The sequence below is a fragment of the Gemmatimonadota bacterium genome (assembly GCA_039715185.1).
GTDB lineage: Bacteria > Gemmatimonadota > Gemmatimonadetes > Longimicrobiales > RSA9 > DATHRK01.
This window is the reverse complement of sequence record JBDLIA010000025.1, coordinates 1-13860: the sequence shown is the minus strand read 5'-3', so window position 1 is coordinate 13860 and position 13860 is coordinate 1. Positions and strand designations below refer to the sequence as shown.

15 protein-coding genes and 1 pseudogene are annotated in these 13860 nt (G+C 67.1%); 6 read left to right on the top strand and 10 right to left on the bottom strand.

What is annotated here, in order from left to right:
• Positions 1–133: 133 nt before the first annotated feature.
• The 3 genes from ABFS34_06615 to ABFS34_06605 are packed head-to-tail and all read right to left on the bottom strand — an operon-like array spanning position 134 to position 2267.
• Complete coding sequence (locus tag ABFS34_06615) at positions 134–1612, bottom strand: pyridoxal-dependent decarboxylase (GenBank protein ID MEN8375107.1); 1479 nt, start codon at positions 1610–1612, stop codon at positions 134–136.
• Positions 1613–1632: 20 nt separating this feature from the next.
• The gene (locus ABFS34_06610; protein ID MEN8375106.1) at positions 1633–2037 is read right to left on the bottom strand and encodes a type II toxin-antitoxin system VapC family toxin; all 405 of its coding nucleotides are present in this window, start codon (positions 2035–2037) and stop codon (positions 1633–1635) included.
• Entirely contained in the window at positions 2034–2267 is a 234-nt protein-coding gene (locus ABFS34_06605; protein MEN8375105.1) for an antitoxin VapB family protein, read from the bottom strand. The genes ABFS34_06610 and ABFS34_06605 overlap by 4 nt, the downstream gene beginning before the upstream one ends.
• Before the next feature lie 451 nt (positions 2268–2718).
• On the opposite strand from ABFS34_06605, the gene ABFS34_06600 reads away from it, so the two are divergent.
• Positions 2719–4119: an MBL fold metallo-hydrolase gene (locus tag ABFS34_06600; GenBank protein ID MEN8375104.1), complete on the top strand. Its 1401-nt coding sequence runs from the start codon at positions 2719–2721 to the stop codon at positions 4117–4119.
• Here the strand turns inward: ABFS34_06600 and ABFS34_06595 are convergent.
• Positions 4113–5534, bottom strand: coding sequence for a winged helix-turn-helix domain-containing protein (locus ABFS34_06595; protein MEN8375103.1), 1422 nt, complete (start codon positions 5532–5534; stop codon positions 4113–4115). The genes ABFS34_06600 and ABFS34_06595 overlap by 7 nt on opposite strands.
• A gap of 68 nt (positions 5535–5602) precedes the next feature.
• On the opposite strand from ABFS34_06595, the gene ABFS34_06590 reads away from it, so the two are divergent.
• Positions 5603–5902, top strand: coding sequence for a hypothetical protein (locus ABFS34_06590; GenBank protein MEN8375102.1), 300 nt, complete (start codon positions 5603–5605; stop codon positions 5900–5902).
• Here ABFS34_06590 and ABFS34_06585 read toward each other — a convergent pair.
• Positions 5842–6675 (bottom strand): patatin-like phospholipase family protein, encoded by an 834-nt coding sequence (locus tag ABFS34_06585; GenBank protein MEN8375101.1) that lies wholly within the window; start codon positions 6673–6675, stop codon positions 5842–5844. The two genes, ABFS34_06590 and ABFS34_06585, sit on opposite strands and share 61 nt — an antisense overlap.
• A 140-nt stretch (positions 6676–6815) precedes the next feature.
• On the opposite strand from ABFS34_06585, the gene ABFS34_06580 reads away from it, so the two are divergent.
• Together ABFS34_06580 and ABFS34_06575 are read left to right on the top strand one after the other, a co-directional pair.
• A complete protein-coding gene (locus ABFS34_06580) occupies positions 6816–7364 on the top strand; it encodes a toxin-antitoxin system HicB family antitoxin (protein MEN8375100.1) in 549 nt (182 codons plus the stop codon).
• Positions 7365–7775: a HEPN domain-containing protein gene (locus tag ABFS34_06575; protein ID MEN8375099.1), complete on the top strand. Its 411-nt coding sequence runs from the start codon at positions 7365–7367 to the stop codon at positions 7773–7775.
• Between the two features lie 362 nt (positions 7776–8137).
• On the opposite strand, the gene ABFS34_06570 is transcribed toward ABFS34_06575, so the two are convergent.
• Together ABFS34_06570 and ABFS34_06565 are read right to left on the bottom strand one after the other, a co-directional pair.
• Positions 8138–8569: a hypothetical protein gene (locus ABFS34_06570; protein ID MEN8375098.1), complete on the bottom strand. Its 432-nt coding sequence runs from the start codon at positions 8567–8569 to the stop codon at positions 8138–8140.
• Positions 8566–9018, bottom strand: coding sequence for a hypothetical protein (locus ABFS34_06565; GenBank protein MEN8375097.1), 453 nt, complete (start codon positions 9016–9018; stop codon positions 8566–8568). The genes ABFS34_06570 and ABFS34_06565 overlap by 4 nt, the downstream gene beginning before the upstream one ends.
• Positions 9019–9141: 123 nt before the next feature.
• Here ABFS34_06565 and ABFS34_06560 point away from each other — a divergent pair, with 123 nt between their 5' ends.
• Positions 9142–10131: an alpha/beta fold hydrolase gene (locus ABFS34_06560; GenBank protein MEN8375096.1), complete on the top strand. Its 990-nt coding sequence runs from the start codon at positions 9142–9144 to the stop codon at positions 10129–10131.
• Positions 10132–10330: 199 nt separating this feature from the next.
• Here ABFS34_06560 and ABFS34_06555 read toward each other — a convergent pair whose 3' ends face one another.
• The 3 genes and pseudogenes from ABFS34_06555 to ABFS34_06545 form a co-directional block, all read right to left on the bottom strand.
• Entirely contained in the window at positions 10331–11440 is a 1110-nt protein-coding gene (locus ABFS34_06555) for a glycoside hydrolase family 5 protein (GenBank protein MEN8375095.1), read from the bottom strand.
• Between the two features lie 203 nt (positions 11441–11643).
• Complete coding sequence (locus ABFS34_06550) at positions 11644–11979, bottom strand: helix-turn-helix transcriptional regulator (protein MEN8375094.1); 336 nt, start codon at positions 11977–11979, stop codon at positions 11644–11646.
• A pseudogene (locus tag ABFS34_06545) lies at positions 11976–12345 on the bottom strand (type II toxin-antitoxin system RelE/ParE family toxin). Before ABFS34_06545 ends, ABFS34_06550 begins: the two are co-directional and overlap by 4 nt.
• 197 nt (positions 12346–12542) lie before the next feature.
• Between ABFS34_06545 and ABFS34_06540 the strand changes: the two are divergent.
• Positions 12543–13709 (top strand): IS481 family transposase, encoded by a 1167-nt coding sequence (locus tag ABFS34_06540; protein MEN8375093.1) that lies wholly within the window; start codon positions 12543–12545, stop codon positions 13707–13709.
• Positions 13710–13860 lie beyond the last annotated feature (151 nt).

Genomic DNA, 13860 nt, shown 5'->3' with positions numbered 1-13860 from the left:
GGACCCCGTCTAGTGTACCGTTGCAGAAGTCCCGTAGGCATTCGGCGCGCGCTGCATCGCGCGGATGCTGCGTTGGAACTCCTTGCCGTAGCTACGGCTACGGCGCGTCGTTCCGCCTTGCCCCGCGGGCGCATCACGCGCCTCGGTGCACACGGGACTTCCGCGCCGGCACACTAGAGGCCCCGCCCAACGCCTCCCAGGCGATTCGCACGTGCTCCTCGCGCGTGCGCAGGTTGCCGACCGCCAGCCTGAGCGCGTACACGGGCTCCGCGCCGAGCCCGTCGAGCACCGTATGCGACAGGAACGCGCGCCCGCCCGCGTTCACGCGCTCCAGGATGCGCTCGTTGGCCTCGTTGAGCTCCCGGGCGCCGCTCTCGGGCCGCCCGTCATCGCCCGCCGGGCCCCGCCAGCGAAACACCACGAGCGACAGGTGGCGCGGCGCCAGCACCTCCCACTCCTCCGCCGCATCGACCCATGACTCGAAGAGACCCGCCAGCCGGACGTGCTCGCCGATGCGCTCGGCCAAACCGCGCGCGCCGAAGTAGCGCAGCACGAACCACAGCTTGAGCGCGCGGAAGCGCCGGCCCAGCGAGATGCCGTAGTCCATGAGGTTGGCCGCGCCTGCCTCGTCGTAAGGCACGGTGAGAAACGCGGCGGTGAGCGAGAACGCCCGCGCCAGCCGCGAGCGGTCGCGCACCAGCAGCGCCGAGCAGTCCAGCGGCACGAACATCCACTTGTGCGGGTTCACCACGATCGAGTCGGCCAGCTCCGCGCCGTCCAGCACCCATTCCATGCCGGGCACCAGCGCCGCCGAGCCGCCGTACGCGGCGTCGACGTGCAGCCACACGCCCTCGTCCGCGCACACCCCGGCGATGTCGCGCAGCGGGTCGATCGCCGCCGTACCGGTGGATCCGGCCGTGGCCACCACCGCGACCGGTACGCGCCCCGCCGCCCTGTCCTCCCGGATCGCCTCCCGGAGCGCGCGCGGGTCCATGCGGAAGGCGTCGTCCAGCGCCACGTGCCGGACGCCGTCCAGGCCCAGCCCCAGCGTCGCCGCGGCCTTGTGCGTGGCCGAGTGCGTCTCGGCGCTGCAATAGATGCGGCCCGGCGGCAGCCCCGCCATGCCCCCCGCGCGAGCTTCGGGCATGGCCGCGTCGCGGGCCGCCGCCAGCGCGTAGAGGATGGACGTCGAGGCGGTGTCGGTGATCTCGCCCGCGAAGGTCGCCGGCAGCCCCAGCGCCTGGCGGATCCAGTCCAGGCAGGCGTCCTCCAGCTCGGTCGCCGCCGGCCCCGTGCGCCACAGCATGGCGTTCACGTTGAGCGCCGCGGCCAGCATCTCCCCCAGGATCCCCGCGCCCGAGCCGCTGCTCGAGAAGTAGGCGAAGAACGCGGGGTGGCTCCAGTGCGTAGTGGCGGGCACGACGAGCCGGTCGAAGTCCGCGAGGATGTCCTCCAGCGGCTCGCCGTCGGTGGGCATCGACGCGGCGACCTGGGCCCGGAATTCGCCCGGCCGCACCGGCGCCAGCACCGGCAGACCGTCCACGTTTGCCAGGTAGTCGGCGATCCGATCGACGACCGCGCGGGCGTGGCGACGGAAGTCGGCGGGGGACATGTCGGGCGTGGGCAAACCCGTCAGTATGAGATCACCGTGAGGCCCGGGATCCGTTCGAAGTCTCGCACGTTGCGCGTTACGAGCGCGGCTCCGTCGACGAGCGCCGCGGTCGCGATGAGAAGGTCCGTGGTGGACACGGTCTCACCCCGCCGACGAAGCTTCGCGAGCGTTCTCCCATACGCGATAGGGAACGCCTCACCTGGCTCAGCCCGCCACAGGGCCGACAAGAGCGCCTCGACCCGTCCGTGCTCTCGCTGCGGGTCCGCGGACTGAGCGGCGCCCGCGTGGAGCTCGCACGCAACGTGAACCGAGACGCCCAACTCGTCCTCCGAGAGTTCCTCGAGCGCTCGGGTAGCCGGACCCTCGATCCCGCGTCCGTTCTCTCGAAGAAGGTCGATCAGGTAGGAGGTATCGAGGTGGGTCACAGCTCGGGCGCCGTCGCCTGATCGGACGCCCGGCCCCGCACCAGTTCGTCGGCGGCATCGAGAGCGGAGGCGTCGACCGGGAGATCAACCAGGGCGCGCAGCAACTCGGCTCCCGTGACCCCTCGCGTGAAGTGCTCCTTGATGACGTCCGAGAACGACTGCCCCGGGCGCTTGCGCCTCTTGAGGGCATCGTAAGCGGGCATGTCGATGGTGATTGTCTTGACGGCCATGTACTCAAAGTACACTTAGACTACACGAGACTCAATCGACCGACCCGTGGCAGGCACGACGAGCCGGTCGAAGTCCGCGAAGATGTCCTCCATCGGCTTCCCGACATCGTCGGGGGTCATGTCCATGTTCTGTATGCAGTTATAGGCCGCAATCCGTCTCTAAGCACCCTCTCAGAAGCCTCTCATTTGTCCGGCACCGCCGCGAGGGCATCGTGGGCCGTAACTGTTCACGCAACGCCCGTAACTGTTCGCGTAGCGCGCCCGTGGCACGCAAGGCGATGCGGTCGAGTCGGTCCGAACGGAGGTGCAGATGAGAAGATGCCGGAGGCGGAGATACGCATTGCACACCGTGGGGGCGGCTCTTGCTCTGAGCGCCGCAAACCTGTGCGGTGCTAGCCCAATTCGCGCGCAGGACCCAGCCACCCTGCGAGACGCGTTCAGGACGAAACAGGTGCTGGACCGCGCGATCGCCGCTCAGGGCGGTGAGAGCTTACTGTCGGACCTCGATCAGGTGCGGGTCCGACTCTCCGGTCCGTACTCGACGGCATACGCGGGCGAGAACCCGAGCCCCAACGGCTCCCCACCGCATATCACCCGTCATCTCGATATCACGATCCAGAAGAAGGCGGATCGCTATTCATACGGATCGCGCTTCGACAACGCCGACATCAACAGCACGCTGAACGGCAGCAATTCGAACTTCACCTTCATCTACACACCGGACAGCCGGTTCTTGTACTTCCCCAAGATCAGGAAGTCCACGAGCGGATTCGCGCCGGCCTCCATTGCGGGCTCGGCGAGGTTCTACGTCCCCCATCTCATCGTGGCGGAGCTTGCCGCGAATCGGGACCAGCTGACGTGGGTCGGCGAGGGTACGCTGGATGGTCACCCCGTCGACCGCATCCACTACGCGACCGGGCTCTCCGGCTACCGGATCTTCCTGTTCAGGTCGGACACCGGCCACCTCGTAGGGCTGGAGCGGCCGGCCGTCGACGCGCGGCGGGGTGACATCGTTCAACGAGTGCGAATCACCGGGTACCACACCGTCGCCGGACAAGACGTGCCCGGGAGATTCACGGCTGGCTCGGACAAAGAGACGTTCTACGACTACCAGTACGACGAGTACGACCTGTCGGCCGCGATCTCCGACAGCGTCTACTCGCCGCCTCCGGGCTACGAGATCATCAGAAACACGCCCTTCCCCGGCCGCAGGCTCCGCTCACTCACGGGCAACGTCCACATCTACGGGCCCACTCAAACGATGATCGTCGAGTTCGAGAGCGAGGTCGTCGTGGTCGGCCTCCCCTTCGACGTCCTGGAGAAGATCCGCGAGGTGGTTGGAGAGAAGCCGATCCGGGTCGGGATCCCGACCCACCACCACGACCAGCATGTGGCCGGGATGCGGGCCTTCGTGAAGGCCGGGATCCCCATCATGACGACCGCACGCAACCGCGCATACTTCGACCAACTTGCGCGCGCCCGTTTCGATCTGGATCCGGACGCGCAGAGCCTGGACCCGCGCGAGCCCGTCTTCCAGATCGTCGACGATCGGCACGTGTTCGACGACGGGACGACGCGCCTGGAGATCATCAACATCGGTCCCGTGGGTCACGCCGATGACATGTACGTGGCGTACCTCCCCAAAGAGGGGATCGTCTTTACCGCCGACCTGTTCGAATTCAACCCGGAGGCGATTCCTCCGACGGTGGGGGCTTACTACCACGACCTGGCGGTCGCGAATCTGAGAGCCCTCAAGTCGGCGGTACCCAACGCGACGACCCTGGTCCGGGCTCATCGCTACACGATGCCCATGGCGGAGCTGGAGGCCTTGATCGACTCAGGAAGTCACTGACGAGCCAACGTCCGGGGGTGGGACTCGGGCCGCGGCACCGGAAGGCCTGCTTCGCGAAGGATGGCTTCGAACTCAGGGTCGCCGTGCAGAAAACGGAACCACGCGTCCCTCGGCGCCCACTGGAGACCGGGATCGCGGTCGGCGCCGAGACGCTGGAGCCCGTCCAGGGTCGCCCTGCGGTCCCGGAGCCGGGCCGTGGCGCGCGCGCGGGTAAACGGGTTGAACCCCGCTCCCTCCTCTCGTGCCCGGTCGATTCTCGCCAGGTCCCACGAGAAGTACGCGGGCATGCTCCGCGTCCCGGCCACCTCGGCGTCGGTGGCCCCCTCGAGGCGCATGAGGCCGCGCGACTGCCCTAGCGCTTGGCCGGATTCGCCCAGGAAATAGTGGGCGGACATGAGGCAGTCCCGGGCCCAGCGCTCTCCGTCCGGCGCCAGCTCCAGGGAGGCGGAGCAGAAGGCCAGGGCGTCCTGGTAGCGACCCGCAGCCAGGTAGACCCCGGCCAGGTCGACCCCGACGAGGTTTGCCACGGGATCGACTCGGCGAGCCTCCTCCAACTGGAAGATCGCCTCGTCGAAGCGGAGCGCGTTCGCGAGCGTCTGGGCGTACCACTGCCGGTAGCGCGCGGTTCGAGGCTTGAGTTCGACGGCGCGCTCGAAGGCCCGAAGGGCGAGCGCGCCTCGGCTGAGGTAGAACAGGGCGACGCCAAGCGCATCGTATGCCGCGGCGTCTTCGTCATCGATCGCGATCGCCCGCTCGGCGGCGGATCGCGCGGCTTCGAGCTCGTCGAGTTGGATGCGGGCGCGCGCGGTCAGTGACCAGGCCTCCCCGAAGGTCGGCTCCGCCATGCGCACGGAATCCAGGCGAACGAGGCTGCGCGCGAACTCGCCCTGCTCATAGAGCCAGCGTGCCGCCTCGAAGGTGGTGCGGGTCGGCTCCTGGAGTGTCGCCCCGCTCAGTTCGCCCGCCACGCCTCTGTTCCAGTGACCCCAACCCGCCCAGGCACCGGCAAGGACCACCAGGACTGCCGCGGCTGACCCAAACACGGCCCTCGAACGGTTGGAGGGAGACGAGGCGTGGCTCGACGCGCCGGCCGATTCCACCGGGGCGATGAACCGGTAGCCGCGGCGGTGGACGGTTTCCACGTACACGGCAGGGTTGGCGCGGTCTCCCAAGCCCCGCCGCACCTGGCGCACGAGGAAATTGAGTCCCGGGTCGAGCGAGGCGCTGCGGTACCGCCAGACGGCCTCCTGAAGCTCGGCGCGCGGGACCAATCGCCCCGGCTTGTCCAGAAGGGCAGCGAGCACCTCCGTCGGCTGCGGCTGTAGGGGCACGGGCTCCCCATCGCGCCGCAGGACCCGCTCGTCGAAGTCGAACTCGAACGGTCCGAATCGTACGACCTGACCCGAACGTTTCACACGATTACCTTCCGTAGCCGGGTTCCTCGCAGAGTTAGGACACCAGTCCCCGAATTCCGATCCTGAGCATGGACACGAACGACAGCCCAAAGGTGGTCGCCGAGTTTTCCTACCGCCACGAGGCGGAGATGGCCGAGGGCTTCCTCAGGGATGGTGGGATCGACGCGATGTTGGAGATCAACGACGCCGGCAGCACCCATGTCGGCATGTCCACGGCGTCTCCCGCTCGTCTGTGGGTCCGCTCGGACGATCATGCGCGCGCCGTGCAGGTACTGCTCGCCGCGCGTATCGACGTCTCGCAGTCGAGCTACCCGGCCGCCCTTCTCCCCATGCCCTGGCGCTTCAGCACCTCACATGTCGCCCGGTAGCCCTCTTCCAGGAAGTAGTCGGTCGAGTCGAAGTCGAAAGTCGAGTAGCCGTCGAGGCGCGGCCGCACGTACACCAGCCGGGCACCCGACCAGAGCTGCAGGCGCGCCTGGCGGCGCGTGTAGGTCACGATGTCGTTGACCCGGTGCTGGATGGCGATCATGCCCTTCGACACGACGTCGAGGGCGTCCTTCACGGGGCCCGCGCCCACGTCGATCGCGATCACCAGGTCCGCGCCACGCTCCTTGGCTCGCGACAGAGCAAGAACCTCGCGGACTCCGCCGTCGACGAAAAGCCGGCCGCCGATCGTCGCCGGGGGGAAGAACGGCGGCAGAGCGCTCGAAGCGTAGATGGCCTCGGCCAGCGTTACGTCGTGGCGGCCGTCCGCGCCAAACCACTCGGCGAGACCCGTCTCCAGATCCACGGCGTTCACGGCGAGCGGGATGGGCAACTCCTCGAAGCGCTCGGCGGGCAGCACCTCGGCCAGGTAGCCCCGGAAGGGGTCGTCGCGGAACACCGACGCCTGGCGGATGCCGTTGAACAGGAGCGCCCAGCGGTTGATGCCGATGATCTGCTCCTTGCGGAGCAGGCGCGCGCGGCGCTCCATCTCGTCGAGCGGCATGCGGTGGGCGATCAGCGAGCCTATGAGGGAGCCGATGCTGGTGCCCACGACCTCGTCGACCGCGAGGCCGGCTTCCTCGATGGCGCGCCATGCGCCCACGTGGGCGATGCCCTTGGTACCGCCGCCGCCCAGGACCAGAATCGTCTTGCTCATCGATGCACTCCTTGTACACCGTGGGACGAGTGGAGAGGTCCTGCTGTTACAGGCGGCGCTGGGCCGAGGCGCGTTGACGTGGTCGCGTCGACAGTGATACTATTTGAAATGCAAATGATACTATCAGAGAGCACGCCGTGATGCCATCGGGCCGGTTCGTGCTGCGTATCGCCCCTCGGCTGCACGCGCGACTCCGCGCAGAGGCCGAGAAAGCCGGTGTGTCGCTGAACGCCCATTGCGCGGGTCGGCTCGAGTCTCCCGCGGCGCAGTCGTTCGGCCCGGGAGGCGTGGTTCTCGGGCGCTCCACCGAGGTGCTCGACAGCACACCGCTCGGGGTCGTCGCGTTCGGATCCTGGGCACGGGGCGACGCGACGGAAGACTCCGATCTGGATGTGCTCGTGGTGGTGGGCGAGCAGACCGCAATCGACCGCTCGCTGTACCGGAGGTGGGACGCGGAGCCCCTCGCGTGGGAAGGCCGGCGGGTCGACGCCCACTTCTCGCACCTGCCGCACGCCGGCGCGGCGATTTCGGCCCTGTGGGCGGACGTCGCCCTGGAGGGGATCGTTCTGTTCGATCCCGACCTCGCGATATCCAGAACGCTGCTGGCGCTGCGCCGCCGCATCATGGAGGGGGGCGAGCTGATCCGGCGCGAGGTCCACGGTCAGCCGTACTGGGTGGGGGCCGGCTGAGTGCGCAACGACGACCTCGCCCGGGACTACGTGCGCCGCGCGGCCGTACGCTTGACGACCCTCGAGGTGCTGGCCGCGGCCGAGAGCTGGGCCGACGTCGTTCGCGAGTCGCAGGAGCTCGTCGAGCTGGCTCTGAAGGGGCTCCTGCGCAGCGTCGGAGTCCACCCACCGCGCATTCACGACGTGTCGGACGTTCTCCTCGCCGAGCGCGCCCGTCTCCCGGCCGAGCTCGCCGATGAAGTGGAAGCCCTGGCGGACATCTCCCGGCAACTGCGTCGGGACCGAGAGCTCGCCTTCTACGGCGCCGAGGACCTCACCCCGACCGCGTTCTACTCGGCGGACGACGCCGCCCGGGCCGCGGAGCAGTCGCGACGCGTGGTGGAGTTGGTACGGCCGCATGTGCTGAGGTGAGTCGGGGGATATAGGCGCTCGAGACGTGAAGTAGGGCCCTCCTACGACCGAAGCACCGAATCCGCGTCACACCAACCCCCCCGACCGCCGGCGCGTGCCGGAATCGACCCGCACCTGAGACTGATCCAGCGCGAGCGCTTCGACAACGTGCGGGCGGTGCAGGTGGGCGGAAAGCCATCCAGCGATCCGTGAGCTGCCGCGAACCGGCGCGGCTCGCATGCTTGACTCACCATCCACCGCCCCACACCGCCAGTCCGTTCATCAGCCTACACACGCAGAGCGCCCACGGCTCCCGCGCCAGCGTCGACGTAACGAATCGGCTGGCCGGTCGTTGCGGGCCCGCTCAACCCGTCAGCAGGTCTTCACCCCTCGTCTTCGGCTTCCGTCGCTTCCTCGTCTTCACGGAGCACGGTGCGAGCCTTCTTGCGGAGTCGCTCCTTCGCCCGCTCGACGTCCCGGAGCGCGTCCTCCAGCTCCCTGAGCTCCTCGGCGCGCACGGTGAGTCCCTCCCGGATGAACAGGGCGGCCGCTTCGGAGCGGCTCTTCACAGCACCCGTCTCGATCCAGGCGTCGAGGCTCTTCACCGTTTCGTCGTCCACCCGGACCATGACCACGTTGTCTCGTGATTCCCGCGCCATCTCACGGAGTGAGGCGGACAGCCCGAACGGCATGCAGATCATCTTACAGTTCATCGGATCGAGTCCCGAAAGGTCAGGGAGCTCGACCTCGAGACCGGCTTGGTTCAGCTTCTTCTGGATCGTGGCCCAGAGCCCCTTGTCTTCGCGTTCGATCATTCGTCGGAGTCGCGCGAGGGATGTGCGTGTGTCCCCCGTCCCGCCCAGGTTGCTTCGGCCCAGTCGACGGGGGAGAACGCCAGACAGAACAGGTGTGTGTGCCTCCCGAACATCATCCCGGGCACGGTCATCACCTCACAGCCGCCGTCGGCGCGGATCGAGGCGAGCACCAACGATACACCGAGGAAGATCAGGGATCCGAGCCGGCCCGGGGCGTCGCTCATGAGAAAGACCGCGGCCACCGGAGCCACCGCCAGCATGGCCCCGATCCAGGGGTTGAGACGTCTGAAGTACCGGTCGATGACGAAATGCATCGCCGCGTAAAACGCCGCCACGCCCACGATGACGCCGGCGGTTTTCAGCATGAGCGCCGCACTGGTGCCGACAAGATGGCGACCACCCTCCACCGTCAGTGCGATACCGACGACGAGGCGGAGCGCCCTCCCCACGGGTCTCGCCCGAATCCCCCGCTCTACGCTTTCTACCACGCCGCGAGCCTCCCTGCTTGTTGCCGTCTGCGTACAGAGTAATTTAATTACAGCATACGTGCCAGCCAGGGCGGGAGGCGGGATTTGAGCGGGAAGCGATCGTCCGGCGGGAAGGCGAGACTCCGAAGAGCGGCGGCGGGCCTCGTCATTCTCGTGGCGGCGGCCCAGGGGGTCTCGGTGGCATGGGCGCTCCTTCCGATCGGCGACCGTCGCTTCTCGGGTGTACGGCTCTCCGAGATCCCCTCCGGCGCCTACCAGGAGGTTGATTTCGCCAACCCCGCGGCGGGCTTGCGCCTCGCCGGGCTGCTCTTCGTGCCCGAAGGACCCGGTCCGTTCCCGGGCGCCGTGATCATCCACGGCTCCGGCACCAGTCAGCGCGACAACGGGTGGTACCTCACCCTCGTGAGCTACCTGCGGGAACGCGGCGTCGCCGTGCTCCTCCCCGACAAACGCGGATCGGAGCAGTCCGGGGGCGACTGGCGCACCTCGAGCTACGAGGAGCTCGCGACCGACGCGCTCGCGGCGCTCCGTTTTCTCAGCGAGCAGGACAGGGTGGATACGACCCGCGTCGGCCTCGTCGGGTTGAGCGAGGGGGGACACATCGCACCCCTCGCGGCAGCCCGGTCCGCCGGCGTCGACTTCGTGGTGAACGTGGTGGGCGCTGCGGTGCCGATGCACGAGCTGCTCGTCTATGAGGAGACGCACAACCTCCGCCAGCTCGGCGTCCTTCCCGGCCTGTCGGACCTCATGGCGATCGGGACCGCGTACGCGCTGAGGAAGGGATCGAAGCGCGCATTCTGGGACGCTGTCGGGAACTTCGACGTCCTGCCCCATTGGCGGGCCCTTAGCGTGGACGGGCTCGTCCTGTACGGGGAGCTCGACACGAACGTGCCCTCCGCCGCGAGCGCCGCGCGTCTTCGGTCGCTGGGCAAGCCGAACATCGCGGTGCGGGTCTTCGAGGGATCGGGGCACGCGCTCGAGGACCCGCCGGAGCAAGGCAACAGCATCTTCCGCGAGGATGCGTTGGAGGAGATCAGGGCGTTCGTCGCGGGATCGAAGGGAGGACGAAGATAGGCTGTTACGGTGAGCCAGCTGCGCCAAGAAGCTCGGATCTCGCCTACCCGGACGTCCAGCCTGCTGGCCCACCACACCGGACCCAAAGGCGCATGTTTGATAACGTTGCTAGTTATCTGACGTCGTAGCCCTCCAAGCACGCCCGCACAGGTCTAACGCGTGTGTGACGAGCGGCGGCGCCCAGCGTCGTCTGTCTTCATCACGGGGTCCGCGGAATCAAGGCCCCGTGGATCTCCTCAACCCAGCCGTCGCGGTCCGCGTCCCAAGCAGGGCGGCTGCCATGGAACGCCCAGTATGCCCAGGCGAAGCCGCGGCGCTCGGCCTCCCGCGCGACGGCCGCGGTCCAGTCGACCCGCAGGTCCATCGGCACGCGGCTCGCCACACCGAACTCACCGAGCAGTACCTGGCGTCCCGTCAGGCGCGACCACTCGGCCACCGTGTCGAAGTCCGATGCGATCTGCGCCCGGTCCGCATCGCTCCCCCAAGTGACGCCAGTCCTCCGCGAAACCCTCGGGTTGCCCTGCGCCGTGAACCGGGTCGGATGATAGTAGTGGAAGGTGGCGATGATGTTGGGATCGCCCTCGGGCAGCTCGAGCGTTGGAATCGTGCTGAAGTCGCTCCACCTGACCGAACCGATGATCACGCGGCGTGTGGGATTCGTTTCCCTGACCACAGCGAGAATCTCGGGGAAAAGAGCGTTCCACGTGTCGACGTCCAGCTCACCGAGCGGTTCGTTGAGCAGCTCGAACAGCACGGAAGGCGGCGCATCCTGGTAGCGCGACGCGATCCGTCCCCAGAAGAACAGGAGGCGCTGGCGGCACAGGGCTGCGCTTTCCCCACAGACCTCATAGTCGTGGCCGTCGAGAATGACCGACAAACCCGCTTCCGTAGCGCTGTTCACAACCCAGTCCACCAGCTCGAGGAACGCCGGGTTGATGCCGTACTCGGCGTCCATGGTGTAGTAGTCGTAATCGACGGCCATATGGGGGAACGCGCGAAGATTCACCCTGACGAAGTCGAAGCCGCCGCCGCGTATCGCTTCGAAGTGTGACTGTTGGAATCGCCAGGCTGCCGTAACGGTATCGCCAAGCGGTATCGGCCCCCGCTCACCCCACCCGGGGTCGTAGTACAGCACATTCATGCCCCGCCGCAGCTCCGCCAGAGGTTCCGGGGCACCCGAGAGCGATTCTGCCTGCGTGTCGACCTGCTCCGTTTCCGAGGGTGGCTGGGGAGCCTGCCTGCAGGAGGCAAGTACCATTGCCGTGATGCCGAGAGACGCCACCGCGAGCCGCGCGCTACCTGGGTCCATCCTGTGCTCCGCGATTCCGGGCCCGGAAACTGGCCCTCGTGCTTGTCATGCCGCCGACTGGAAAACTGTGCTGCACAGCACCCGTCCGTTGGCAGATAAGCTACGGTGGTGCTGAAACGATGTCAGATAACGTCTCGGCCACTGGCGCCGCCGCGCGCAGCGCCGCCAGTGGACCTGTTAGATGAAGCGCCCGGGCCGACGAGCTACGCGGGGGCTACTCGAGTCCGCGCCACCGCCCGGCTGCGTGGCCGACGCTTGACCACGATCTCCACGTCGCGATCCAACGCGTTGAGAAACCGAATCAGTCGTTCCATCGAGAAGCCGTCGATCCTTCCGCGGATCAGATTCGAGACACTCGGCTGCGTCGTATCGAGCACGGTCGCGGCCTCAGCCTGCGTCAAATGCCTCCCCTTGATGATCCGGCCTATTCGGGAAGCCAGCTCCGCCTTCGCCAGGAGTTCCTCGGCCTCGGGAAGCCCCAGGTCGGCGAAGACATTGCCGCTGCCACCTCGGACCGCTTCCTGTTTGCGCGTGCTCATCTCGTCTCTCTCGTCTCGTAGTCCTGCTGTGCTAAGTCATACCTCGCTCGGATCAAGTCGATCGTCTGCTTCGGTGTCTTGATCCCCTTCCGCGACTTCTTCTGGAATGCGTGTAGGACGTAGACGACTCCCTCAAACCGGACCGTGTACACCGCCCTGTACGCGTTTCCCTCTCGCTGTTCGACGATCTCGAGAACACCCGCTCCCGTGACGATTCCCTTGAGCGGCTTCGTGCCCCCGCCCTTTTTCCCCTTTCTGCGCGACGTAGAGAGCGTAGCCGACGTTCTGACGCACCGCCGCTGGGAACCGCCGCAGAGCGTCTAGTGAGGATCCAACCCACAGAATCGGCTTGAGGGCGTCTGATATCGACCCAATATACTAGATTTAGTATACTCGATCAAGCCGGCTCGTCCCGGCCAGGGCCGTGACAGGTCGCGCTGGCAGCTTAAGCCGGCTGTTAGGCGGCGAGCTAGGTACGTTCCGGGTTGATTGTTTACAGATCGTTCTCACCTGATGGTTTACAGGTCCCGGCGTAGGCTAGGTCCTCCTGCAAGGAGGCGCCAATGCCGTGGAGGACCCAGACCATCATGGACGAACGAGCCCGCTTCGTCTTCGAGGCCGAGCGTAGCAACCTGCCGTTCGCCGAGTTGTGCCGGCGCTACGGGATCAGCCGTCCCACCGGGTATAAGTGGGTGGACCGCCGTAGAGACGACGGCGTAGTTGGCCTGGAGGACCGCTCGCATCGGCCCCACTCCTGCCCGCACGCGACACCGCCCCAGATCGAGAAGCGCATCATCGAGCTCCGGAAGCGACGACGCTGGGGGGCTCCGAAGCTCCGGACGCTCCTCGCGCGAGAGTTCGATTCCGTCCCGTCCATCTCGACGATTCACAGGATCCTCGAGCGTCACGACCTCGTACGGCGCCGCAAGCCTCGCCGCCACTCCGAGCGGCCCGGGAGGACGCCCTTCGTCGCCGATCGACCCAACGCCCTGTGGACCGCGGACTTCAAGGGCCAGTTCCGAACTCAGGACGGGGAGCTCTGCTACCCACTCACCGTCCAGGACGCCTACAGCCGCTTCCTCCTCGACTGCCGCGGCCTGCTAAGACCCACGATCGACAAAACGATGCCCGTCTTCCGACGACTCTTCCGCACCTACGGCGTCCCCGACCGCATCCGCACCGACAACGGACAACCCTTCGCCTCAGCGGTCACCCTCGGGCGCCTCAGCCGCCTCTCCGTCTGGTGGATCGAACTCGGCATCGCCCCCGAGCTGACCCAGCCCGGCAAGCCGCAGCAGAACGGCCGCCACGAACGTATGCACCGCACGCTCAAGCGCGAAGCGACCCGGCCCGCCCGCAAACACCTCGCTGCCCAGCAGACGGCGTTCAACACCTTCCGCCGGACCTTCAACGACGTCCGGCCTCACCAGGCGCTCGACCAGAAGACTCCCGCCGCATGCTACGAACCCTCGGAGCGATCCTACACGCCCACACCGCTGCCCCTGACCTACCCAGCCCATTTCGAGGTGCGCCTGGTCTCCTCGATCGGCGGTATCCGCTGGAAGTCCCGAACCGTCTGGGTGAGCGAACTACTCGCCCGTTGCGAGATCGGACTCGAACGAATCGCGGACGACCTCTGGGCGGTCTACTTCGGGCCCCGCCACCTCGGCTGGCTCGACGAATCCGACTTTCGCATTATGAAGCTTCGCCGACGTTCAACACTCACCTGACCTGTAAACCATCAGGTGACAATCTTCTGTAAACCATCAGGTGAAACGTTCACGCCTCACACCGGCTCCTCTCCATGATCGGAATACTCGAACGTTGACTCGAACTCTTCAGCGCGGATCAGGTGATCCACCACCTCGGTGATCCGCTCGC